16 protein-coding genes and 1 pseudogene are annotated in these 22,668 nt (G+C 61.4%); 9 read left to right on the top strand and 8 right to left on the bottom strand.

The features are described 5' to 3' along the window. Positions 1-66: 66 nt before the first annotated feature. From ACSQ2W_RS03125 to ACSQ2W_RS03105, 5 genes and pseudogenes are all read left to right on the top strand, one after another. The gene (locus ACSQ2W_RS03125) at positions 67-1,335 is read left to right on the top strand and encodes a 3-phosphoshikimate 1-carboxyvinyltransferase (protein ID WP_436084937.1); all 1,269 of its coding nucleotides are present in this window, start codon (positions 67-69) and stop codon (positions 1,333-1,335) included. A gap of 148 nt (positions 1,336-1,483) precedes the next feature. Continuing rightward, positions 1,484-3,415, top strand: coding sequence for a DUF2207 domain-containing protein (locus tag ACSQ2W_RS03120; protein WP_436084936.1), 1,932 nt, complete (start codon positions 1,484-1,486; stop codon positions 3,413-3,415). A 168-nt stretch (positions 3,416-3,583) separates the two neighbouring features. Continuing rightward, a pseudogene (locus ACSQ2W_RS03115) lies at positions 3,584-4,042 on the top strand (endonuclease domain-containing protein). Beyond that, positions 4,042-6,468 carry a glycine--tRNA ligase subunit beta gene (locus ACSQ2W_RS03110; protein ID WP_436084935.1) on the top strand — a complete coding sequence of 809 codons (2,427 nt, stop codon included), beginning with the start codon at positions 4,042-4,044 and terminating at the stop codon, positions 6,466-6,468. The pseudogene ACSQ2W_RS03115 and the gene ACSQ2W_RS03110 overlap by 1 nt, the downstream one beginning before the upstream one ends. A gap of 12 nt (positions 6,469-6,480) precedes the next feature. Continuing rightward, on the top strand, positions 6,481-6,999 hold the full coding sequence (locus ACSQ2W_RS03105; protein ID WP_436084934.1) for a DUF523 domain-containing protein: 519 nt from the start codon (positions 6,481-6,483) through the stop codon (positions 6,997-6,999). Positions 7,000-7,158: 159 nt separating this feature from the next. Here the strand turns inward: ACSQ2W_RS03105 and ACSQ2W_RS03100 are convergent, their stop codons facing one another. The 6 genes from ACSQ2W_RS03100 to ACSQ2W_RS03075 form a co-directional block, all read right to left on the bottom strand. Beyond that, positions 7,159-8,991, bottom strand: coding sequence for a methyl-accepting chemotaxis protein (locus tag ACSQ2W_RS03100; RefSeq protein ID WP_436084933.1), 1,833 nt, complete (start codon positions 8,989-8,991; stop codon positions 7,159-7,161). Between the two features lie 269 nt (positions 8,992-9,260). Next, complete coding sequence (locus ACSQ2W_RS03095) at positions 9,261-9,788, bottom strand: plant virulence effector HPE1-like domain-containing protein (protein ID WP_436084932.1); 528 nt, start codon at positions 9,786-9,788, stop codon at positions 9,261-9,263. A gap of 109 nt (positions 9,789-9,897) precedes the next feature. Next, positions 9,898-11,169, bottom strand: coding sequence for a phosphoribosylamine--glycine ligase (gene purD / locus ACSQ2W_RS03090; RefSeq protein WP_436084931.1), 1,272 nt, complete (start codon positions 11,167-11,169; stop codon positions 9,898-9,900). A 96-nt stretch (positions 11,170-11,265) separates the two neighbouring features. After that, a complete protein-coding gene (locus ACSQ2W_RS03085) occupies positions 11,266-13,659 on the bottom strand; it encodes a putative bifunctional diguanylate cyclase/phosphodiesterase (RefSeq protein ID WP_436084930.1) in 2,394 nt (797 codons plus the stop codon). Then, the gene (locus ACSQ2W_RS03080; protein WP_436084929.1) at positions 13,656-14,699 is read right to left on the bottom strand and encodes a polyamine ABC transporter substrate-binding protein; all 1,044 of its coding nucleotides are present in this window, start codon (positions 14,697-14,699) and stop codon (positions 13,656-13,658) included. The genes ACSQ2W_RS03085 and ACSQ2W_RS03080 overlap by 4 nt, the downstream gene beginning before the upstream one ends. A gap of 108 nt (positions 14,700-14,807) precedes the next feature. Then, positions 14,808-16,007 carry an MFS transporter gene (locus ACSQ2W_RS03075; RefSeq protein WP_436084928.1) on the bottom strand — a complete coding sequence of 400 codons (1,200 nt, stop codon included), beginning with the start codon at positions 16,005-16,007 and terminating at the stop codon, positions 14,808-14,810. Positions 16,008-16,116: 109 nt separating this feature from the next. On the opposite strand from ACSQ2W_RS03075, the gene ACSQ2W_RS03070 reads away from it, so the two are divergent. The 3 genes from ACSQ2W_RS03070 to ubiA all read left to right on the top strand — a co-directional run bounded on the left by ACSQ2W_RS03070 (position 16,117) and on the right by ubiA (position 19,023). Continuing rightward, on the top strand, positions 16,117-16,932 hold the full coding sequence (locus ACSQ2W_RS03070; RefSeq protein ID WP_436084927.1) for an AraC family transcriptional regulator: 816 nt from the start codon (positions 16,117-16,119) through the stop codon (positions 16,930-16,932). 254 nt (positions 16,933-17,186) lie between these two features. Further along, a complete protein-coding gene (locus ACSQ2W_RS03065; RefSeq protein WP_436084926.1) occupies positions 17,187-17,996 on the top strand; it encodes a MipA/OmpV family protein in 810 nt (269 codons plus the stop codon). A 67-nt stretch (positions 17,997-18,063) separates the two neighbouring features. After that, on the top strand, positions 18,064-19,023 hold the full coding sequence (gene ubiA, locus ACSQ2W_RS03060) for a 4-hydroxybenzoate octaprenyltransferase (protein WP_436084925.1): 960 nt from the start codon (positions 18,064-18,066) through the stop codon (positions 19,021-19,023). A gap of 51 nt (positions 19,024-19,074) precedes the next feature. On the opposite strand, the gene ACSQ2W_RS03055 is transcribed toward ubiA, so the two are convergent. Together ACSQ2W_RS03055 and ACSQ2W_RS03050 are read right to left on the bottom strand one after the other, a co-directional pair. Next, positions 19,075-19,269: a hypothetical protein gene (locus ACSQ2W_RS03055; RefSeq protein ID WP_436084924.1), complete on the bottom strand. Its 195-nt coding sequence runs from the start codon at positions 19,267-19,269 to the stop codon at positions 19,075-19,077. Positions 19,270-19,438: 169 nt separating this feature from the next. Beyond that, a complete protein-coding gene (locus tag ACSQ2W_RS03050; RefSeq protein ID WP_436082305.1) occupies positions 19,439-20,005 on the bottom strand; it encodes a DUF6101 family protein in 567 nt (188 codons plus the stop codon). 349 nt (positions 20,006-20,354) lie between these two features. Between ACSQ2W_RS03050 and ACSQ2W_RS03045 the strand changes: the two genes are divergently transcribed. Continuing rightward, complete coding sequence (locus ACSQ2W_RS03045; RefSeq protein ID WP_436084923.1) at positions 20,355-22,661, top strand: DUF1217 domain-containing protein; 2,307 nt, start codon at positions 20,355-20,357, stop codon at positions 22,659-22,661. Positions 22,662-22,668 lie beyond the last annotated feature (7 nt).

Below are 22,668 nucleotides of genomic sequence, written 5' to 3'. Positions count from 1 at the left end.
GTTGATAATCGATAGAGGGCGCACCGCCGGGATGAGGCGGCGCCGCAGGCATCAAGAGACACGCGCATGAGCAACGCTGACCAGAAATTGACCATCCTCCCGCCAGGCCGTCCGCTTGAAGGCCGCGTCAGCCCGCCCGGGTCGAAGTCGATTACCAACCGGGCGCTGCTGCTCGCCGGTCTCGCCAAGGGCACGAGCCGGCTGACCGGCGCGCTGAAGAGCGACGACACGCGGTACATGGCAGACGCCCTGCGCGCCATGGGTGTTGCGATTTCCGAGCCGGACGATACGACCTTCATCGTCACCAGCGAAGGCAAGCTGCTGCCGCCGGAAAAGCCGCTCTTCCTCGGCAATGCCGGAACGGCGACACGCTTCCTGACGGCGGCCGCAGCGCTCGTCGATGGCACGGTGGTGATCGATGGCGATCAGCATATGCGCAAGCGGCCCATCGCGCCGCTGGTTGCGGCGCTGCGCTCGCTCGGCGTGGCGGTCGAGGCGGAAACGGGCTGCCCGCCGGTCACGGTTTCCGGCACCGGCGATTTCGGTACCGATCGCGTCACCATCGATGCCGGCCTGTCCAGCCAGTATGTCTCTGCCTTGTTGATGGCGGCAGCCGGAGGCTCGCGCCCGGTCAATATCGAGCTTGCCGGCGAAGAGATCGGCGCGCGCGGTTACATCGATCTCACCGTTGCCGCCATGCGTGCCTTCGGCGCCGAGATCCGCCAAGTCAGCCCGTCGATCTGGCAGGTCGCCCCGACCGGCTATCGCGCTACCGACTATGTCATCGAGCCGGACGCCTCGGCTGCCACCTATCTTTGGGCTGCGGAAGTGCTGACCGGCGGCCGCATCGATCTCGGTGTTGCCGCGACCTCGTTCTCGCAGCCGGATGCCAAGTCCTATGAGGTGATCGCCAGCTTTCCGCACATGCCGGCGATCATCGACGGCTCGCAGATGCAGGACGCGGTGCCGACGCTTGCCGTGCTTTCTGCCTTCAACGAGACGCCGGTGCGTTTCACCGGTCTTGCCAATCTGCGCGTCAAGGAATGCGATCGGGTGCGGGCGCTCTCCACCGGCCTGTCGAACATCCGTCCGGGCCTTGGGCTCGAAGAGGGCGATGACCTCATCGTCGCCTCCGACCCGAAGCTCGCCGGTCAGACGTTGCCCGCCGACATCGACACCTTCGCCGATCACCGCATCGCCATGAGCTTCGCGCTGGCGGGGCTGAAGATCAACGGCATCTCCATCCTCGATCCCGGCTGCGTGGCGAAAACCTATCCGCGCTATTGGGACGAGCTCGCCTCGCTCGGCGTCGAATTTGAGGGCGACCGGCCGTGAGCGTCGTGTTCAACGTCAGCTACAGCGCCGCGCGTCGTATCAGACGCGCAAAGGTCGCTGTAGCACTTTGAATTGCTGCCATAATTTTATCCCTGGATCGAATAGGATCTAGGGAATTATGCAGTAGCCCTATCGGAAGGTCGTTCGCATGAAACGTCTCTGCGCTGTGCTTGGCTTCATCTGGCTGTTTCTGGCCATGGCCGGGGCTGCGCACTCGCAGGAGTTCTTCGCGTCCTATCATTCGGCGATCGACGTCGCCAAAAGCGGCACGCTGACGGTAACGGAGACGATCAAGGCCAATGTCGAGGGCGACCAGATCAAGCGCGGCATCTATCGCGATTTTCCGCTGACGTTCACCGATGCCAACGGACGCACCGTCAAGGTCGATTTCACGCTCGTCTCCGTCGAGCGCGACGGCAATGCAGAGCCTTATCGCACTGAGAGCATCAAGGGCGGCATCCGCATCTATACCGGCGATGCCGAGGTTTTCCTGCCGCGCGGTGAGCACACCTTCCAGTTCACCTATGAGACCGCCCGCCAAATCCGTTTTTTCGACGATCATGATGAGCTCTACTGGAACGTCACCGGCACGGATTGGGCTTTTCCGATCGAGGAAGCATCCACAACCGTCACCCTTCCGGGGGGCGTGAAGGCGCAGGCGCTCGATGTCTTCACGGGCCGCCACGGCGCGACCGACAAGAATGCTCGCGCGCTCGAGGATGGCGATCGGCTGGTGTTCACCACGACGCGCCGCCTCGAGCCGGGCGAGGGGCTGACCATCGCCGTCAAGATGCCGAAAGGCAGCATCGATCCGCCATCCGCGTCACAGGAAAAGCTCTGGTGGTTCAAAGACAACCTGGCGCCGGCCCTTGCCATTGCCGGGCTTGTCATTGTCGCGCTCTACTATTCGCGCATGTGGCTGAAGCTCGGTCGGGATCCGGCCCGTGGGGTAATGGTGCCGCGCTGGGACGCGCCGGACGGCATCTCGCCGGCGCTGGTCAACTATATCGATAACAAGGGCTTTTCCGGCGAGGGCTGGATGGCGCTGTCGGCCGCAGCGCTCAATCTCGCCGTCGGCGGCCATGTCGTCTTGGAGGACCTGAAGAATGCACTGGTCATCACGAAGACGGGCAAAGCAAAAGCAACCGGGCTGCCGACCGGCGAGGCGACACTGCTGAAGGCCGTCGAAGGGCAGGGCGGCACGCTCGTGATCGATAAGGCAAACGGCAAGATCGTCCAGAAGGCCGGCGCCGATTTCCGCAGCGCCATGGAGCGCGAGCATCGCGGCAAATATTACCGGACCAACACTGCCTATGTGGTCGGCGGCGTCGTCCTGTCGCTCCTGTTCCTCGCCGCCATCTTCCTCTTCGGCAATCTGGATGAGGAAAACATCGGCCTCGTCATCGTGCCTGTCGCCGCCGCCTTCTTCGTCTCGGTCTTCGCCGTCGGTTTCGGCAAATCCTTCCGCAGGCAGGCGAGCCTTGCCGCGCGCATCGTCTCCGTTGTTGTGCTCGGCTTTATCGGGTTCGTCGCCGTTTCGGTGTTTTCCGGCGTCTTCGCCTTCCTCGTTTTCGAGGCGGTGTCTTCGCATCAGCTGCCGCTCCTGATCGCCGTCGGCGGCATCGTTCTGGTCAATCTCCTGTTCTTCTTCCTCATGGGCGCCCCAACCCCGCTCGGCGCCAAGCTGATGGATGGCATCGATGGCCTTCGGCAATATCTGACGCTCGCCGAAAAGGAGCGGATGAACATGGCCGGCGCGCCGGAGATGTCGCCGCAGCATTTCGAAAAGCTGCTTCCCTACGCCGTTGCCCTCGGCGTCGAAAAGCCCTGGTCGGAAACCTTCGACCGCTGGCTGCTCACCGCTGCCGCCGGCGCCGCCGCCTACCAACCCGCCTGGTACCACGGCGACCGCTTCACCGCCGGCTCCTTCGGTGACCGCATGGGCGGCTTTGCCGGCTCGATGGCCGATACCATGACCTCCTCGCTCCCCCCGCCACCGAAGAGCTCCTCCTCCGGCTTTTCCAGCGGCGGCGGCTTCTCCGGTGGCGGTGGAGGCGGCGGGGGTGGCGGCGGGTGGTGATCTCTACCTCCCCCTTGAGGGGGGAGGTCGCGCGGAACGCGCGGGTGGGGGTGATCCGGGCGCGCGAGAGCTCACCCCACCCCGGCACTGCATGCCGACCCTCCCCCTCAAGGGGAGGGTATTGCCATCCGGCAGCCTCGCTTGCAATCTAAGCGGGAGGAGAGCGCAATGGCAAAAAAGCCTTCAAAACTCGATCGCTTCAAAATCGTCAACAGCCGCCGCCTTCGCATCGGCGCCACCGACGCCGAAGCAAGATTGTGGCGCCACCTCGAACGCATCCCAATCGAAGGGACCCATTTCCGCCGCCAGGTGCCGATCGGGCCATATTTTGCCGATTTCGCCTGCCACCAGATCGGCCTTGTGATCGAACTTGACGGCAGCCAACATGCATCGGAAAGGGGCTTGCAGCACGACGAGAAACGAACGGCCTTTCTTGAAAGCTAGGGCTACCAAGTCCGGCGCTTTTGGAATTCGGAGGTTTTCAACGAACTCGACGCAGTGCTAGACACCATTTTTGCCATTGTGCAGCAACGTCAAATTTTGCTAGCAGAAGCCAGCCATTTTCACCCCACCCCGGCACCGCGTGCCGCCCCTCTCCGCCACGGAGAGGGTGAGGAAGAAATCTGATGCCCGATCTTCTGCTTGAACTCCGCTCCGAGGAAATCCCGGCTCGCATGCAGCGCAAGGCTGCCGGCGACCTGAAGAAGCTCTTGACCGATGCGCTGGTCGAGGCGGGGCTGACCTATGAGGGCGCCAGGGAATATTGGACGCCGCGGCGGCTGACGCTCGATATCCGCGGTCTGAATGCCCGCTCGGCCGATGTACGCGAAGAGCGCAAGGGCCCGCGCACCGACGCCAACGAAAAGGCGATCGAAGGCTTTTTGCGCGGCGCCGGGCTGACGTCGATCGATCAGGCGCATGTGCACAGCGATCCGAAGAAGGGCGATTTCTACGTCGCCCACATCGTCAAGCCCGGCCGCCCGGCGGAAGCGATCATCGCCGAGGTGATGCCCGGCATCATCCGCAATTTCGCCTGGCCGAAATCGATGCGCTCGGGTGCCGCCTCGGCCAAGGCGGGTGCCATGCGCTGGGTCAGGCCGTTGCAGTCAATCATCTGCCTGTTCGGCCCGGAAAACGAGGAAACGCAGGTCATCCCGTTCGAGGTTGACGGCATCACCGCCTCCAACGTCACCTACGGTCACCGCTTCCACGCGCCGGAAGCGATCACCGTGCGCCGTTTTGCCGATTACGCCGAGAAGCTGGAAAAGGCCAAGGTCGTGCTCGATGCCGAGCGCCGCAAGGACATCATCCTCCACGATGCCCGCGACATCGCCTTCGCCAACGGCCTTGAACTGGTCGAGGACGAGGCGCTGCTGGAAGAGGTCTCCGGCCTCGTCGAATGGCCGCGCGTGTTGATGGGCGCCTTCGAGGAGGACTATCTGGCGATCCCGTCGGAAATCATCCGCCTGACGATCAAGACCAACCAGAAGTGTTTCGTCACGCGCGTGCTTGGCTCCCACCTCCCCCTTGAGGGGGGAGGTCGCAGCGAAGCTGCGGGTGGGGGTGACCCGTTTGGTGTCGTGGAAGATCACCCCACCCCGTCGCTGCGCGCCGACCCTCCCCCTCAAGGGGAGGGTGTATTGTCGAACAAATTCATCCTAGTTGCCAATATCGAGGCGAAGGACGGCGGCAAGGAAATCGTCCACGGCAACGGCAAGGTCGTGCGCGCCCGCCTGTCGGATGCCAAGCACTTCTGGACCCGCGACCAGGGCAACCTGCCGGACCTCGAAACGCTGGAAGCCTCGGCCGCGAAATTCGATCTCGACCTGAAAAAGCCGCTCGACCAGCGCATGGCCAAGCTCGACGCGCTGAACGTGACGTTCCATGCAAAGCTGGGAACGCAGGGCGAGCGGGTTCAGCGCATCCGTTCGCTCGCCGCCGAATTGGCGAAGGTGACCGGCGCCGATGCCGCGTTGGTTGATCGCGCCGTCGTCCTTGCCAAGGCCGACCTGCGCACCGAAGCTGTTGGCGAGTTCCCCGAGCTTCAGGGCATCATGGGACGCAAATATGCGGCTCTGCAGGGGGAAGATGCTTCCGTCGCCGCTGCCATCGAGGACCACTACAAGCCGCAGGGGCCTTCCGACCGCGTGCCGGACGACAAGGTGGCAATTACAGTTGCCCTTGCAGACAAGCTTGACACGCTGGTTGGCTTTTGGGCCATCGACGAGAAGCCTACCGGTTCTAAGGACCCGTATGCGCTGCGTCGTTCGGCTCTGGGCACTATTCGGATTCTGCTCGAGCGCGGCGCTCGAGCCAATTTAAGAAGAGTTTTGCGTGAACCGGTCATGCAAGCTGTAACGGTTCAATTCGGCCGTAAATTTAACGCTGACATCCCTTCCTTCGACGAGGTTGTTCAGAAAACTGAAAAGCGGCTAGATGCCCTTTCAGCTCTCGAAATTCGAATGGAGCAGGTGAAAGCAACGGGTGGCCCAGAGTTCGCGGCCAATCTCCTAAACAGCGTAGAGGCTGTCACAGCGGACCTCCTCGCCTTCTTCCACGACCGCCTCAAAGTCTACCTTCGCGATCTCGGTGCCCGCTACGACCTGATCGATGCTGTGCTCACACCGGAATCCGACGACCTCCTGATGGTCGCTCGTCGCGTCGAGGCGCTGACGGCCTTCATCACCTCGGAAGACGGCCTGAACTTGCTTTCCGGCACCAAGCGCGCCACGCAGATCCTCGCGGCCGAGGAAAAGAAGGGCACGGAAGTCGCGGAGGCAGTCGATCCGGCGCTCTTCAGGCTCGATCAGGAAAAGGCGCTCTACAAAGCCGTTACCGAGGCGTCGCAGGAAGCGGCTGCCGCCATCGCCGGGGAAGATTTCCGCTCGGCCATGGCAGCCCTGTCGAAGCTGCGCGGCCCGGTGGACCAGTTCTTCGACGACGTCCTCGTCAACGACGAAGACCCGGTAATCCGCGCCAACCGCCTGGCCCTGCTCGGCCTGATCCGCTCGGCAACGGGAACGGTTGCGGATTTCTCGAAGATCAGCGGCTGAAGGAACGGGCCGATGGGGGCGAAAATCCTCGTCAGCGCCTGCCTTATGGGCCATGCCGTCCGTTATGACGGGCAGGCAAAGCCGCTTGTGCATCCGGCGCTCGATCGTTGGCGCGCGGAAGGGCGGCTGGTGACAATCTGTCCGGAAATGTCGGCCGGCATGCCGGTGCCGCGGCTGCCGGCGGAGATCGAGCCGGGAAAATCAGAAGTTCTCACCAGTGATGCCCGCGTGCTGGAGAGCAACGGCGGCGATCTGACGGCCGAGTTCCGCCAGGGGGCGCAAAATGCCCTGGCGCTGGCAATCGAAGCCGGCTGCGCCTATGCGCTCCTGATCGACGGCAGCCCCTCCTGCGGCTCAAGCTTCGTCTATGACGGCAGGTTTTCCGGTGACCGTCGGCCGGGCGAGGGCGTGACGGCAGCGCTGCTCCGGAAAAATGGCATTCAGGTCTTTTCCGATCGCGATATCGACGCCCTCGTCGAGGTGATACAGCGCCGCGCGTCAAATATGACGCGCGGCGCTGTATCACTTTGAAACTGCTGCATAATTTTATCCTTAAATCGATACCGATTTAAGGAATTATGCAGTAGCGCGTTCCGACTGAACGTTGCCGGACCGCCCGAAACAAAAAAGGCAGCGCCCGCGAGCGCTGCCTTTCCTGTTGTATCTTGGGCCTGCTGTATCTTGGGCGGATCAGCCCGCCTTGCGCCATTGGGGTTGCCGGCGGGTCTCAGTGGGTACGCCGCGATCGGAGATGCGGAAGCCGCGAATGAGGTTCAAGAGCTCTTCCGTATCGTCAGCCAGCACCTGGGCCGACGCCGTCGTTTCTTCCGCCATCGCGGCGTTCTGCTGCGTGGCGACGTCAAGCTGGTTCATCGAGCCGTTGATGCTGCGCAGGGTCGTATCCTGTTCCGAAGCGCTGTAGGCGATCTTGGCGACGATTTCGTTGGCCGCCTGGATCTGGTTGGCAATCCGCTTCAACGCCTCGCCGGCCTCGCCGACCAGCTTGACGCCGTTGACCACCTGGGCGGAGGAACGGGAAATCTGTTCCTTGATCTCCTTGGCTGCGGCGGCAGAGCGTTGCGCCAGTTCGCGCACTTCCTGCGCCACAACGGCGAAACCCTTGCCGCTTTCGCCCGCCCGCGCCGCCTCGACGCCGGCATTCAGTGCGAGCAGGTTGGTCTGGAAGGCGATTTCGTCGATCACGCCGATGATCTTGGAGATCTCGTCGGAGGATTTTTCGATGCCGCTCATGGCCTCGATCGCCTGCGAGACGATGGCGTCGCTGCGGGACGCATCGACGCTGACCGCCTGCACCCGCTTGCTTGCCTCGCTGGCACCCTCGGCCGTGTGGCGCACGGAGGCCGACAGTTCGTCGACCGCGGCGACGGTTTCTTCAAGATTGGCCGCCTGCTGTTCGGTGCGGCGGGCGAGTTCCAGCGATGCGTTGCGGATTTCTTCCTTGCTGCCGCCGATATCAGCCCCCTTGCCGTTAACCTTCGACATGGCCGCCTCGAGCCGCGCCAGCGCATTGTTGAAATGTTCGCGCAGCGTTGAATAGCTGGGGCCGATATCGCCGCAGCGGATTGTGAGGTCACCGGTCGCCAGAACCTCCATTGCCTCGCCGATCGTCGCCACCACATGCGCCTGCAGTTCCGCGTCTTCGCGCTGAAGGTCGAGATTGTGCTGGCGCTCGGCGTTGATTTCGGCCTGCTGTTCGGCCTGACGGCGCGTCATCTCGTGCCGTTCGCGGACCTTCTGCTGCAGCGATTGCGTTGCCGTCGCCATCAGACCCACTTCGTTGCGCAGGTCCGTGTGCGGGATGTCGATCGAAACGTTCTCGTCGGCAACCGCCTGGAGCGCCGTGTGGATCGCCTGCAGCGGCTTGGTGATGCCGCGGATGACATACCAGGCGGCGGCGATGCCGAACCCGAAAACGATCAGGCCGAGAGAGAGCGCCTGCCAGATGGTGGCAGTGACCTGCGCGTCAAGGTCATCAATGTAAAGGCCGGTGACGACGACCACCTGCCAGGGCTCGAAGGCCGCGGCATAGGCGCTCTTGCGAAAGAAGGCGTCGTCCGGCTCGCCGGGCTTGCTGGCATAGAAGTTTGTCTGGCCACCGCCGGCGCGTCCAAGTCTGACCAGTTCGTCGCGGAACTTGTAGCCCTTCGGATCGGCAACGCCCTTGGCGCTCTTGCCGACCTTGCGCGCGTCGGGGTGGAATTTCATGACGACGTCATAGTCGTAGCCGAAGAAATACCCGTCCGGATCGAACTTCATCGCCGTCAAAGTCTTGAAGGCCTGCGCCTGCGCCTCTTCACGGGTCAGTTCACCCGCCGTTTCCCGTTCGTGGAAAGCCTTGAGTACCGATACGGCCGATTGCACCTGGGTGCGCAGCGTGTCGTAGCGAGCCTGGTAGAGCGCGTCGCTCGAGGCCGATAGCTGAAAATAGACGGCCGCTGCGAAAGCAACGAACAGGCCGGTAACGAGCAGCAGCAGTTGCCGCGAAATCCTGAGATTCTTCATGGTGTTCACGCGATCCAAACACCGGCAGCCAAGGGATCGCCGGCAAATCCACTTAATGATGCAGGGGTAAGGGCAGGTCGCACTCTGCGGCCACCGGAAATCATTTCCAAGACTATGTTAATCTGATCGTGCTTAAGAAAAGCCTATTCGCAGCGCAAAAAAATTACGCCCCTGCTTCTCTCAGGGGCGCAATTTCTCGCCTTGGAAGGCGAATGCCCGTTCAGCCATTTCAGCGTGGCTGGCCAGGGCAGGGACAGGGAACTCCCGGACTATTTTAGCCGAAGTTGGAAATTTTCCAGATCAACTTCTTGTGAATGGCTGTCTCGCGGCGTTACCGCGGCCATGCCGGCCATCGATGCGGTGGAGACCGCGCCGGTTTTCACCGTGCCGTCGATAACGGAAAGGGTGGCCGTCGCCTGGGCCTCGGCCGGCAGTGCATCCGCGGCTGGAGCCTTCGCCAGATGCTCGGCCGGCGCCATTTCCAGTTGCGCCGCCTTGATGGCTTCCTCCGAAGCCTTGGTGATGAAGACGACCGGCGAGCCGCCGAGCCAGGCCTCGGTGCGCATCAGCTTCATCTCGCCGTTGATTTCCTTGAGTTCCAGCCGTTCCGTGCCCGGAGCGACGTCGGGAACGACATAACTCGTCTTCTTCGTGACAACCAGCGGCGGGCAATGGGCGCAGGAGAGCTGCGAAATGCTGTTGTTTGCGTCCTGTCCGGTCTTCACGACTTCAACCGACGACGCGCCGGCTGAACCGGCGGCAAGCAGGCTGGCGACTGTGAACAACAGGGTGCGCATCGGCATTCTCCTCGATAATCCGTGCGAGGAGAATATTCATTCTCCGTTACGTTCCCGTCAGGAGAATTGGTAAAAATTGAGTGAGTTTTCGATTTCCGCCGTCCCGCCGTCAGGCTTTCTCGCGCTCGACCGCTTGCCAGCCGATATCGCGGCGGCAGAAGCCGTTGTCCCACTCGACCCGGTCGAGAGCGGCATAGGCTGTCTCCTGGGCCGCGCTGACGGTCGCGCCCATGGCGGTGACGTTCAGCACGCGGCCGCCGGTCGCCACCAGTTGCCCGTCCTTCAGCGCCGTTCCGGCATGGAAGACCTTGGTCGCGGCGTTTTCGGGGGGCAATGCCCTGATCGGCGTGTTCTTCTCGTAGGCACCCGGATAGCCCTTCGACGCCATCACCACCGTCAGCGCCACCTCGTCGCGCCATTCTGCACTGACATTGGCCAGCCTCCCGGTGGCGGCGGCATAAAGCAGGGGCAAAGCATCGCTCTTCAGCCGCATCATCAGCACCTGGCATTCCGGATCGCCGAAGCGGACATTGTATTCGATCAGTTCGGGCCCCTTGGCCGTGATCATCAGCCCGGCGAACAATACGCCGGTAAAGGGATGGCCGCTCTCGGCCATGCCGGCGATGGTCGGCTCGATGATCTCGCGCATCGTCCGCTCGACCATCTCCGCCGTCATCACGGGGGCAGGCGAATAGGCGCCCATGCCGCCGGTGTTGGGTCCGGTATCGCCGTCGCCGACGCGCTTATGGTCCTGCGCCGAGGCAAGCGGCAAGGCGGTCCCGCCGTCGCAGAGACAGAAGAAGCTCGCCTCCTCGCCATCGAGATAGGCCTCGACCACGACCTCGGCACCGGCGGCGCCGAAGGCGCCGGAAAAACAGCTGTCGACGGCGTCAAGCGCCTCGCCCAGCGTCATCGCCACCGTCACGCCCTTGCCGGCGGCAAGGCCATCGGCCTTGATGACGATCGGCGCGCCCTGTTCGCGTACATAGGCCTTGGCCGGTTGCGCGGACGTGAAGCGCTGATAGGCGCCGGTCGGAATATTGTATTTGGCGCAGATGTCCTTGGTGAAGCCCTTGGAGCCCTCGAGCTGGGCCGCGGCCGCCGAAGGGCCGAAGACGGCAATGCCGCCCACGCGCAGCGTATCGGCAAGCCCTGCCACCAGCGGCGCTTCGGGGCCAACCACCACGAAATCGATCGCCTGCTCGCGGCAGAAGGCAAGTACGGCGCCGTTGTCGGCGGTATCGAGATCGGCAAGCTCAGCATGTTCGGCAATGCCGGGATTGCCGGGCGCCGCGTAAAGCGCGGTCAGCAACGGCGATTGCGCCAGTTTCCATGCCAGCGCATGCTCGCGTCCGCCCGACCCGATCAACAGAACTCTCATCGCCTACTCCCGCAGCCCGAAGTGTTGAGGTGCGGTTAAGGCGAGGGCCGCTGAAGGTCAAGGCAAAATCGGAATTATGCGCGATTGACTGGCGGTTCAGAGCAGGCTGGAGGATCCTGCGCGGCGCCTGCCGCTGCTGGGGAACACGCGGTCTTCATCGCGGCCAGCGATTTCCGCTGCCTGCTTCAGCGCCCAGATCGAGAGGTCGGGCAGCGCAAGCGGCTTGCTGATGAGGTAGCCCTGGAAATGATCGCAACCGGCCACCGTCAGCAAAGCGAGCTTTTCGTAGCTGTCGATGCCTTCGCCGATCACCGACATATGTTGCGCGTGGCAGAGCGCGATCATTGCTTTCAATGCGGGCAGCGATTCCTCGTTGGCAAGGTTTTTCACCAGCATCCGGTCGAGCTTGATGGTATCGGCGGTATATTCGACGATCTGCTGCACCGAGGTGTAGCCCGCGCCGAAATCGTCGATGGAGATGCGGAAACCCCGGTCGCGCAGGGCTTCGATACTGCGGCGCGATTGGTCGCCGAGCTTGACGGCGTAGGTCTCCGTCAGCTCGATCTCGATCGTTCGCGCGTCGAGCCCATGCCGGTCGAGGCAATCGCTGAAATACTCGCTGATCGATTTCGAGTGCAGTTCCGCCGACGAGATGTTGATGGCGAGCACGGTTTCTGGTCCGAACAGCGCTTTCAGGCGCTGGTGGTCCGACATCGCCCGGTTGATCACCCACCAGTCGATCTTGGTGAATTGGCCGGTGCTTTCCGCGATCGGCACGAATTCGTCCGGCGTGACATTGCCGAGCGTCGGAGAAACCCAGCGCAACAGCGCCTCGCAGCCGGTCACCTTGCCGCGGGTATCGACGATCGGCATGTAGACGAGGTGGAACTCTTCGTCCGGATTGACCAGCCGCAGTTCCTCCTGAACGTGGCGGATCCGGTCGCGCTTGTCCTGGAGGGCACGCGAGAAGCGGGAAGAGCGGTTCTTGCCGTTGGTCTTGGCCTGGTACATGGCCGCATCGGCATTCGAAATCAGCTCGGCAAGGTTTGTTGCATCCGTCGGACAGACGGCCACGCCGATGCTGGCGGTGATCGGGTAGTGTTTGCCGAGCACTTCAAAGCCGTCGGAAAACAATGCCAGGATGACGGTGCACATTTCACGGATCGTGCCGTCGCCGGATGGCGATTGTACCAGAACGGCAAACTCATCGCCGGAGAGACGCGCAAAGATGACCTGCGGAAGCGACCGGCACCTGATGATCTCGCTGGCGGCGCTTTCTATCCTGAGCGCGAGCATCTTCAGGAGCTCGTCGCCGACCTCATGGCCGTATTTGTCATTGACGAACTTGAAGTTGTCGATGTCGATGAAGAGCAGGCTGCAATGCCCGCCCTCGGCCGTGACCTTGCGGACGACATCTGCTGCGCGCATGTTGAAGTGACCGCGGTTGCTGATGCCGGTCAACGTGTCGGTCCAGGAGGCATGCTGAACCAGCCGCAGCGCGCGCTGGGACTGGTCGTGCAACTGCTTGATGTTTCCCGTCAACCGGCCGATTTCGCCGGCCGCGCCGGTTTCAGTGATGCCGTCGTTCTCGCCGCTCATCACCGCCGTGACCTGCTGGTCGAGCGCTGAGATCGGATTGGTGATGAAACGGCGGATCAGGATGATCATCAGGCCGACGGAGACGAGGCTCATGGCGAGCGCGCCAAGGCTCAGGAGCAGCTTCAACCGCCCCATTTGGCCTGCATTGTGAGACGGCGGAACTGACAGCGTCGCAAACATCGACGGTGCCAGCCGCACGGATGCCGAAAGGTCGCCGGATACCGGTTGCTGTGGCGTCGTGGTGAAGGCGATTGCGGTTTGATACTCCTTCTGCAGCTTGCGTTGCATGCCGAGAAACTGCGTCGGCTCGACTGCCACCTGAACCAGAAGCGCGCTGTTTTTCGCACTCGGCAGCGGGCGGTTGAAGGTGACTGGGTCGATGAATTCCGAATAGACGATCAGCGGGCGTGCCTGTCCGTCATGAAGATACGTCCAGTCCCGGAGCTGGCTGCCGCCGGCCAGCCGGCGTGCCAGCGCAAACTGGGCTTGACCGATCGCCGCAAACGGATCGTCGCTGTTTTCGAAATAGTAACCGGGCGTCAGGTCCGGATTGAGAATGGCGAAGGAAATGAACTTCTCCGGATTGTCGGAGAGCGAGCGGATGCTCTGCTGCAGCCGGAGCCCAAGCGCATTGTTGCGGTAGGCTTCATCGGTTTCGGAGACGAAAAGCCGGACGGCGTTGCCCTCAAGGAGTGAATAGAGGAAGCTCCGGCTCTGGTTGACTTCGTTTCGGAACAGGGCAGCGATATGGTCGAGTTGCTGCGACAGCCGCGCGCGCTCCAGCGCGAGCATCGAATGGCTTTGCGCGATATAGACCGACAGCGCCGCGAGCAGATATCCCGTCAGCACTACAGGAAATATCAGGAAAAAGGCACGTTTTCCGAGCGTCACTGGAAATTTGCCATCGAGCTGATGATGCGCCGGCGGGTCTGGATCGACTGGACGGAGAGTTCCTTCTGATACTGGCTCTTCGCCAGGATTTCTGCGGGCGGATAGATTTCCGTGTTCGACCGCATCTCGGCCGGAATGAGTTTCAGCGCCGCTTCGCTTGCCGTCGGCATGGTCAGCGCTTCGGCGTTGGCTGCAGCACTTTCCGGCGAGCCGATAAAATCGAGCAGCTGCAGGGCGATCTCTTTGCGCGGCGACGCTGCCGTCACGGCCATGCAGTCGAGCCAGGACAAGGTGCCTTCCTTCGGAACCGTGTACCGCCAGGCACCGGGCGTGCCGGCCTTGTCGTTCAGCACATGCTGGTCGCCGCTATAGGCGATCGCCATATAGATATCCTTGCCGACTTCGCGGCTCTGGATCGAGGTGATGACGTAGTCATAGGTCAGCACGAAGGGTGCCTGTTTCTTCATTATTTCAAAGGCTTGCTTGAGCGTCTCATTGTCGTTGGCGTTGATCGACTTGCCGAGCAGCACCAGCGGCGCGATGAACGCCTCGTTGTGGTCGTCGTACATGGCGATATGCTTTTTCAGCTCCGGCGCCGGCGCCATCAGGTCGTTCCAGGAGGTGGGCACTGTTTTGACCAGGTCGGAGCGATAGGCGATGCCCATCGTCCCCCACAGATAGGGCATGGCGTAGCCTGCGCAGCGAGACGTCCATTCAGGTTTGTAGTCGTTAACCGCAGGAACGTTCTTTTCCGTCAGTTGCTCGAGAATGCCGCGTTTTCCGAACAGATCAGCGCCGTTCTCGCCGACGACAACGAGATCGATGTTACTGTTTGGGTCTGAAAGAACTTCGTCGCGCGCGTCGCCGCTATCGTAGAAAATCTGGTTGACGGCAACGCCGGTCTTTTCCGTCCAGCGATCGAGAATCTTCTGGTCGATATAGGACTCCCATATCAACAGGTTCAGCGTTTCCGCGTGTGCTGGGCAAGCAGCGACCGGCGCGACCAACGCGACGGAAACGGCAATAAACGTCTTGCGCATCAATGTTACCCCGACAGTCCCCGAGGTGAACCTTAGCTCGCAATGCTTGATGAATACTTACAAGAAGATGCGGGTAGTTTGGTACTGGTTGGCGGCTCGGATATTCCCCTACCGATGGCTCGGGAGCTTCGGCAGAAAGATCGTCAGGAGCCCCAGCAGCGGCATGTAGGAGCAGATCGTGTAGACTAACGAAATGCCCTTGTGATCGGCAACCACACCGAGCACGGCAGCACCTATGCCGCCGAAGCCGAAGGCAAAGCCGAAGAACATGCCGGCGATCAGGCCGACACGGCCCGGCACGAGTTCCTGCGCAAAGACGACGATGGCCGAAAACGCGGAGGAGAAGATGAAGCCGATGAGGATGACGAGCGCGGCGGTCCAGAACAGGTTGGCGTAGGGCAAGAGCAGTGCGAAGGGAATGACGCCGAGGATCGAGAACCAGATGACGAAGCGCGCACCGAAACGATCGCCGATCGGCCCGCCGAAGATCACGCCGGCTGCGGACGCGCCGAGAAACAGGAACAGGAGCAGTTGGGCGTCCTGAACGCCGAGACCGAATTTCTCGATGGTGAAGAAGGTGAAATAGCTGGAAAGGCTGGAGAGATAGGCGTTCTTCGTCGCGGTCAGGATGACGAGGATGATCAACGTCCAGATGACCTGATTGCGCGGCAGGGGCAGCGTGCGGCTGACAATCTTGCGGCCCGCCGAACCGCGGCGGTGGCGCGTATACCAGACGCTGACCCAGGACAACACCATGAAGCCGGTCAGTGCAATGATCGAGAACCAGCTGAGGCTGCCCTGGCCGCGCGGGATGACGATGAAGGCTGCCAGCAGCGGCCCGATCGCCGTACCGGTATTGCCGCCCACCTGAAACAGCGATTGCGCAAGGCCGTGCCGGCCTCCGGAAGCAAGGCGCGCGACCCGCGACGCCTCCGGATGGAATATCGCCGAGCCGATGCCGATCAGGCATGCCCCGACGACGAGGACGTAGAAGTGCTGGGCATTCGCGAGCGTGATCAGCCCGGCGCAGGTGGAAAGCATGGCCGCAGGCAGCGAAAAGGGCATTGGCCAGCGGTCGGTGACGACGCCGACGGCAGGCTGCAGCAAGGATGCGGTCACCTGAAACGCGAAGGTCAGAAGGCCGATCTGCACGAAGTCGAGCGCGTAATTCTCTTTCAAGAGCGGATAGAGCGAGGTCAGCAGCGACTGCATGATGTCGTTCATCATGTGGCAGAAACTGACGGCGACGATCACGGAGAAAGCCGTCTTTTCCACACTGATGCCGTTGACCGATGATACGCTCGCCATGCTGTCTTCCTCGCCCGTCGAATACCGTATTGTGATTGTGCCTGTCATTACACGGCTTGAGCCTGGCCTGCTTTTGTGTTCTGGTCGCAATCTTTCGAGAGTGGGCCAAATGCGGATCGTCGATCTCACGGGACATGACAAAGAAGGCGACGATGAGCATTTCGCGAGCCTTTCGTGGATCGAAAGCTCCGATGAGCCGGTCCTGGCGCTCGGCCGTGTCTATGCCGCGCGCTTTCGCGGACAGCCTCACAGCCATACGAAGACGCAACTCTGGTGCGCGCGCCACGGCGTCGTTCTCGTCAGCACCGCCGACGGCCGCTGGATGATCCCGCCCGGCCACGGTCTGCTGATCCCGGCCGGACTTGAGCATTCGAGCGAGATGATCAGTGACGTGCGGATGCATTCCATTTATGTCCATCCGTCGGCTGTCACGGCGGATGGGCCGCGCGTGCTCGCAATCACGGCGCTTGCCGGCAGCCTGATCGAGGAACTGGTGCAATCGGATGAAAAGCCACTCTCGCCACGGCGTAAACGCCTGATCATGGAGTTGCTGCTCGATGAGATCGGCCAATTGCCGGAGCGGCCGCTCGGCCTGCCGTTTCCGGGCGATGCGCGGCTCGGCCGCCTTTGCCGCCATTTCCTGAAATCGCCGGATGCCAATGCCGGCATAGACGATTGGGCGCGGAAACTCGGTATGAGCCGTCGTTCCTTCACCCGGCTGTTTCGCGCCGAAACTGGCGTCAGCTTCGTCACCTGGCGGCAGCAGGCCTGCATCTTCGCCTCGCTTCCACGCCTGGCCGAAGGCGAGCCGGTGACCAACGTTGCGCTCGATGCCGGTTACGAAAACATTGCGGCCTTCACCACGATGTTTCGCCGCATGCTCGGCAGTCCGCCCAGCACCTATCTGAAATCGCGCGCTGCCTGACGGTGCAATTCTGCCACGCCGCTGCAGAATCCCATCTGCGCAGATACGCTATCATTTTGTAAATAGAAGGTTTTCCCATATGGCGTTGGGCTAATATGGAAAAGAAAGACTGAACGTGTCTGGTTAACGCAATGGTAGTGAGCTAAGGCCTATAACCGCGCCGAAACGAGCCGTTTCAGTTTGCCCCTTCTCCTGACTTCGGTGTGTCGTGCCGGTGTCCGGCCTCGAAGGGGCTTGGTATCCGGAGTTCTGAGTTGTCCTGCCGATCTGCCCTTGCCCTTTCCGTTGGTGTTTTTCTTGGCCTTGCTTCTGCTGCTCAGGCACAGGACGGCCAGTATTTCTGGTCGGGTGACTGGTATCTGAAGGTCGGTGCGGCAGGCTTCCTCGGACCGAAATATGATGGCGGCTCCGACCGCCTGTTCCAGGCAGCGCCGCTGATCTCGCTCGGGCGCGCCGGCAGCACCGTGCGCTTCTCCTCGCGCAACGACAACCCGTCCTTTGCTTTCGTCGACAAGGGTGCCTTCCGCGCCGGTGTGGTCGGCAAGCTGATTTTCGAGCGCGACGAGGATACTTCGTCCAAGCTCAACGGCCTCGACCCCGTCCGCTTCGGCGGCGAACTCGGCGGTTTTGCCGAAGTCTATCCCACCGACTGGCTGCGCATCCGCGCCGAACTGCGCCAGGGTATCCGCAGCCATCACGGCCTTGTCGCCGATGTCGCAGCGGATGGCTTCGTCGATGTCACCGACAATGTCCGTGTCTCCGCCGGACCGCGCCTGTCAGCCGCCACGAGCGACTATTTCGATGCCTATTATGGTGTGAGCTCATCGGAAGCGGCAACATCGGGTTACTCGAAATATACACCCTCCGGCGGCCTGAATTCGGTCGGCGCCGGCACGGCCATCACCTGGCAGGCAACCGAAAAGCTCGAGACCAGCGCCTTTGCCGAATACAAGCGGCTGATGGGCCCGGCCGCGGATTCGAGCATCGTCAAGGAAGGCGGTAGCCGCAACCAGTTCATGGTCGGCCTTTCCGCCACCTATCGTTTCGATTTCACGCTGGATTGAGTTTACGGCTCTCGGCCAAAGCTCGTGACCGCTTGACCGCAGACGGCTGGCGCTGCAAACACATCGTATGAGCACCAGTCCAGCCGATTCCGGGCGCGTCCATGATGCGCCGTCCAACAATTGGGTCTACCGCGTCCTGCCGAGGCGGCTCTGGCCCTATGCGCAGCTTGCCCGCTGGGACCGGCCGATCGGCTGGCAATTGCTGATGTGGCCGTGTTTCTGGTCGGCGGGACTGGCGGCGAATGCGGCGGCTTCGGCCGGCACGTTCTCGTTCAGTCGTTTCGTCCTTCATCTGATGCTGTTCTTCATCGGCGCGGTCGCCATGCGCGGTGCCGGCTGCACCTATAATGACATCGTTGACCACGACATCGACATGGAAGTGGCGCGCACCCGCTCGCGGCCGCTACCGTCGGGCCGTGTGACGCGGCCACAGGCGAAGATCTTCATGGCGCTGCAGGCACTCGCCGGCCTTCTCGTGCTCCTGCAGTTCAACGGCTTTTCAATCTTCCTCGGCGTCTTCTCGCTGGTCTTCGTCGCGGTTTATCCCTTTGCCAAGCGTTTTACCGACTGGCCGCAGTTTTTCCTCGGCCTGGCTTTCTCCTGGGGCGCCCTGATGGGGTGGTCCGCCGAATTCGGCGGGGTAGGGATGGCCGCGATCATTCTCTATCTGGGCGCGATCGCCTGGACGGTCGGTTACGATACGATCTATGCCTATCAGGACAAGGAGGACGACGAACTGATCGGGGTGCGCTCGACGGCGCGGCGCTTCGGCGAGCATCCACGCCCCTGGCTGTTCGGCCTTTACGGCCTGACGGTGCTGCTGCTGTTCGTTGCGTTTTGGGTCGCCGGCGCGGGAATTCTCGCTTATGCCGGCCTGCTCGTCGCAGCGGTGATGCTGTTCTATCAGATCCTCGTGCTGGACATCCACGACGCGACGCAGTGCCTTGCCCTGTTCAAGTTCAACAGTGTCGTCGGATTGATCGTCTTTACGGGGCTTTGCGCCGCGCTCCTGGTGCGGTTGTTATAAAAAACCCTCCGGATCACCGGAGGGCAAGGGTCCACCGCAGTAAACGAAATTTCAGGCCCAGCTCAATTCCGTGTCGCGGTTGTTCTTCTTCTTGGCCAGGCGGGCGGAAAGAGCGGTGATGGCCCCTACAGCGCCGCGCGTCAAAAGACACGCAACGGACGCTGTAGCACTTTGAATTTGCTGCATAACTTTACCCTTAAATCGATTACGATTTAAGGAATTATGCAGCGGGATGAATTTGCGCATGGGATGTCTCCTTCTCGTGCCGGCAAAGTGCAAGTTGCATATGGCATCAAAAAGGCGTCCGCCGCGTTTTCAGAATCGTTGATAACTGGCTGAAAACAAAAGCAAAAAACCGGCCGCAGGGACGGCCGGTCTTTCGCGCTGGAGGAACACGCGGAAATTGTGTCGAAAATTAGCTGCGGGCGATAATTTCCCGGCCGTCGATCTTCATGTTGACGCCGAGACTGCGGGTGGAGCGGCGCATCAGGAAGCGCGGGCGGCGATCGTTGAAAAGCGAATGGCGGCGGCGCGGCTTGATCTCGCGGGTGCGCACTTCGCCGAGATGCTCTTCCAGAGGCCGGGCAACGCCGTCGGCCTCCACCATCAGCATCGGGGTGCGGTAAGCTTCCGACCATGCGCGCCAATCGGCAGCGATGTCGGATAGGTCATGTGCGACGAGAAGCGGAATGCAGAGATCCGGGTCGTCATGATGAAGTTCCAGCGTCACGGTTACTTCTCCGTCTCCATGGTCTATCGCACGGGCTGCAACCCCCTTGAAGGCGCGTGCCGGCAGCGCGATCGAGAGGGGCAGTCCGCTTGACGGCAGGACCTTGCGCAAAACCGCTCCGCGCTCATCCAGACTGATGGTGACATTGCTTGACTGTCCGTGCAAGCAGTAGCTTGCCTGCTGCGGGAAGCGTTTGGGATCCAGTCGCAGCGTGGTTTCAACCCAAGCCGGTTGGGAAAGTGTCTTCAGCATGTCAATCGCCCTTGTTTTCCTTGAGAGCCGGTTCCCGGTCTTCTCTTTGGGACTTTTCGTCCTCTATGGCTGGAGCATAGGCGGCGGCCGTTTGAGACCGCTTAAAAATTGCAGTTAAAAAACTTTGCATTTCCTGATGGTTAGCAAAGACCAACGCGGTAGGGTTTCCCAAATCTGAAGAAAATCGGCAGCATTCTGCCGATCCGCAGGCGGGGCGCCGCGGCTTCGCGGAAAAGCCACGCACAAGGCTGAAAGGCCATGGTGCCGCAGATTATGGCCGCATTGCGCGGCATTGCGTCCCGCCCGGACGGCATTCCGTCAGGCACTTCAGGCGATCGGCAGAGCGGCAATGGTTTCCACCTTTATCGACTACAACCTCATTACCCGCGATATGAAGACGAGCATTCGGCGCACCGCCGAGCAGGTGCTGGTTGCCCGCGAAACCGACTATTACAAGGAGAATATCGGCAACGTCATGTCGGTCGACGCGTTCCTCGACGACTACCGGCTCTATTCCTATGCCATGAAGGCGCATGGCCTCGAAGACATGACCTATGCCAAGGCCTTCATGCGCAAGGTCATGGAAAGCGACCTCACGGACGAGAACAGCTACGCCAACATGCTGACGGACGAACGCTACCGCAATTTCGCGATGGCCTTCAGCTTCTCGCAGTCCACCGAGGTGGTCCAAAGTGACGCACAGGAGGATGCGCTTATCGGCCTCTACAACCAGAGCATCGCCAATCTCGATGACGCAGTTACGGCCGACACGAACTATTTTAACGCAGCGATCGACACGATCACGACCGCCGATCAACTCTGGCAGAACGAGAAGCTTAAGAACTACGTCCTGACGGCGCTCGGCTTCGACCCGGACTATATGTCCTATGCGCATTTCAAGGGCGTCGTCACCAGCGACGTCAGCGATTCGAACAGCTATGTGAATACGGCGGCGGCGGCCTATGAGCAGGGCTACCAGGATAAGATCGACGCCGTGACGGCCAGCGCGACGGCCGCGGAGCTTGCAGACAGCACGAGCACGGCGAGCAAGCTGATCGCCCAATATCAGTCAGCGATCGACAATGCGCCCGACTATACGCCGCTTGCCGCCGCCTTCAATTTCCAGGGCGATGGGACGCTGGCCGCCGGCGATTTGCCGATGACGAACAGCCAGAAGGCATCGGTCAACGAGGCCTATGCCTTCGCGCAGCCGCGGCTTTCCTCGTCCGCTGCCCAACTCAACAAGGAATATTATGGTTCGACCATAGGAAGCGTCACCACGGTCGACGATATTCTGGGCAATACCCGGTTGTTCGCCTATATCCGCATCGCCTACGGCCTGCCGTCGAGCCTCCTGACGTCGACGATGGAGAACATCCTGACGAGTGATCTCAGCGATTCGACGAGCTACGCCAATACGCAAGGCGGCGAAAACAACGCCGCTTACAAGGAGCTCGCCGCAGCGTTCAACTTCCAGACCGACGGAACGCTTGCCTCCGGCGACACGGCGCAGACGGCGGAGCAGACCGCGACCACCTCCGCCTACTGGACCGATCGCTACAACGACGCAGACGAAGCCGCCGATGAGAGCCTGATCGCCTCCTACAAGACCCTGATTAGCGTCGCGGCGGATGTCGACGATCTGCTTGCTGACATCAAGATCATGAAACTGGCGCTGACGGCGGTCGGCCTTCAGGATGAAGGCGATACGACGCGGAAGCTGAAGAAGGTGCTGACCAGCGACCTCGCCGATCCGAACAGCTATGTCTACACCCTGAAGGACGACCGCTACGTCGAATTGGCCAAGGCATTCAACTTCAACGCCGACGGGACGTTCGGGGTGCCGATGCTGGCGCAGTCGGAATCGGAAATCCTCAACACTGCCAAGTCCTATGTCGTCGAAAAGAGCCGCTTCGGCACCGAGGAGGACAAGACCAAGGCGACGGAGGAATCAAAGTACTACAGTGCCGAGATCGCGGAGATTGAATCTCTGGACGATCTGCTGTCGAACCGGCGCCTGGTCGATTTCATTCTCGTCTCGGCCGGCCTCGATCCGGAGGAGTACACCTCGGACGATGTCCGGCAGATGTTCGAATCCGATTTCGAGGATCCCAAGAGCTTCATCAACACCGGGCCGAACACGACGATCTTCAAGGAAATCGTCGCCTCCTACAATTTTGACAGCGAAGGCAATCTGGCAAAGCCGGCAAACGGGATACAGACCAGGCGTGGCCTGCTCGAGACGGAGGATCTCTACCTCAACCAGACGCTCGAAGAGCAGGAGGGCGAAGACAATGCAGGCGTGCGCCTTGCGCTCTACTTCCGCCGCATGGCCTCCGGCGTCAGTACGGCTTACGATCTTTTGGCCGACAGCGCGCTGCTTCAGGTCATCCAGACGACGTTCAGCATCCCGGACGAAATGTCGAGCGCCGATGTGGATGTCCAATATGCCTACATCAATCGGGTCCTCGATGTTGAAGACCTGCACGATCCGGAAAAACTGGAAAAACTGCTCGTACGCTTCACCGCGCTTTATGACGTCGAGAACAACAGCGATGTCTCGGCCGCCGAATTGATCATGTCGGGAAGCGGCCGCAACGGCATCAGTGCCGATACGCTTCTGAGCCTCTCGCAACTGCGCACCGGCGGCGCTTGATTCCGTT

Origin of the sequence: Pararhizobium sp. LjRoot255, assembly GCF_964252905.1 — a bacterium.
Classification (GTDB): Bacteria; Pseudomonadota; Alphaproteobacteria; order Rhizobiales; family Rhizobiaceae; genus Pararhizobium.
The sequence above is the reverse complement of the archived record's forward strand: the minus strand, read 5'-3'. Positions and strand labels throughout refer to the sequence as shown.

Excerpts from the sequence above, each read along its gene's own strand:
- ACSQ2W_RS03125 (WP_436084937.1), top strand. The coding sequence starts at position 67 with ATGAGCAACGCTGACCAGAAATTGACCATCCTCCCGCCAGGCCGTCCG.
- ACSQ2W_RS03120 (WP_436084936.1), top strand. The coding sequence starts at position 1,484 with ATGAAACGTCTCTGCGCTGTGCTTGGCTTCATCTGGCTGTTTCTGGCC.
- ACSQ2W_RS03110 (WP_436084935.1), top strand. The coding sequence starts at position 4,042 with ATGCCCGATCTTCTGCTTGAACTCCGCTCCGAGGAAATCCCGGCTCGC.
- ACSQ2W_RS03105 (WP_436084934.1), top strand. The coding sequence starts at position 6,481 with ATGGGGGCGAAAATCCTCGTCAGCGCCTGCCTTATGGGCCATGCCGTC.
- ACSQ2W_RS03100 (WP_436084933.1), bottom strand. The coding sequence starts at position 8,991 with ATGAAGAATCTCAGGATTTCGCGGCAACTGCTGCTGCTCGTTACCGGC.
- ACSQ2W_RS03095 (WP_436084932.1), bottom strand. The coding sequence starts at position 9,788 with ATGCGCACCCTGTTGTTCACAGTCGCCAGCCTGCTTGCCGCCGGTTCA.
- purD (WP_436084931.1), bottom strand. The coding sequence starts at position 11,169 with ATGAGAGTTCTGTTGATCGGGTCGGGCGGACGCGAGCATGCGCTGGCA.
- ACSQ2W_RS03080 (WP_436084929.1), bottom strand. The coding sequence starts at position 14,699 with ATGCGCAAGACGTTTATTGCCGTTTCCGTCGCGTTGGTCGCGCCGGTC.
- ACSQ2W_RS03075 (WP_436084928.1), bottom strand. The coding sequence starts at position 16,007 with ATGGCGAGCGTATCATCGGTCAACGGCATCAGTGTGGAAAAGACGGCT.
- ACSQ2W_RS03070 (WP_436084927.1), top strand. The coding sequence starts at position 16,117 with ATGCGGATCGTCGATCTCACGGGACATGACAAAGAAGGCGACGATGAG.
- ubiA (WP_436084925.1), top strand. The coding sequence starts at position 18,064 with ATGAGCACCAGTCCAGCCGATTCCGGGCGCGTCCATGATGCGCCGTCC.
- ACSQ2W_RS03055 (WP_436084924.1), bottom strand. The coding sequence starts at position 19,269 with ATGCGCAAATTCATCCCGCTGCATAATTCCTTAAATCGTAATCGATTT.
- ACSQ2W_RS03050 (WP_436082305.1), bottom strand. The coding sequence starts at position 20,005 with ATGCTGAAGACACTTTCCCAACCGGCTTGGGTTGAAACCACGCTGCGA.
- ACSQ2W_RS03045 (WP_436084923.1), top strand. The coding sequence starts at position 20,355 with ATGGTTTCCACCTTTATCGACTACAACCTCATTACCCGCGATATGAAG.